We start from the raw sequence: 529 nt of genomic DNA, 5'->3' as shown, positions 1-529 counted from the left end.
CCGTTCCGTCAGACTTGCTCATTCCTGCTCAAGCAGGAACAAAGCTGACTTCCTGTTTCGCCGAGGCCGGTTTCACTCGGGTCTTACGAACCGAGCCAGCGCCTTCCTCTCCACAGACTGACACCGTGGAACTCACGGCGTTGTTATAGAGGTTCACGGCCGCATTCACATCGCGGTCGTGAATCGTCCCGCATGCGGGACATGTCCATTCGCGCACCGACAGCAGCAAGCTGTCCAGCTTGTGGCTGCATGCCGAGCATGTCTTGCTGCTGGCGTAGAAGCGGTCGGCCACTACCACTTTGCCGCCGCGCATGTCCGCCTTGTACTCCAGTTGCCGCCTCACCTCGAAAAAGCTCATGTCGGCGATCGAACGCGCCAGATGCCGGTTTTTCACCATGCCGCACACGTTCAGATCTTCAATGCCGATGGTATGGAAGCGGCGCGTCAGGTCCGTCGTGAGCTTGTGCAGGGCATCCGAGCGGATGGCGGCGATGCGAGCATGCAGCTTCGCCAGCTTTGCCTTCGCCTT

Annotated in this window: 1 protein-coding gene; it reads right to left on the bottom strand. The window is 59.7% G+C overall.

The features are described 5' to 3' along the window. Window positions 1-28 precede the first annotated feature (28 nt). Window positions 29-529: RNA-guided endonuclease InsQ/TnpB family protein (locus AC07UK_RS38865; protein ID WP_494688363.1), on the bottom strand; the 501-nt coding region annotated here is incomplete at its 5' end.

The organism is Cupriavidus sp. GW821-FHT07C08, from assembly GCF_059419025.1.
Note: the sequence above shows the minus strand (reverse complement) of the source record. Positions and strands in the feature narration are given on the sequence as shown.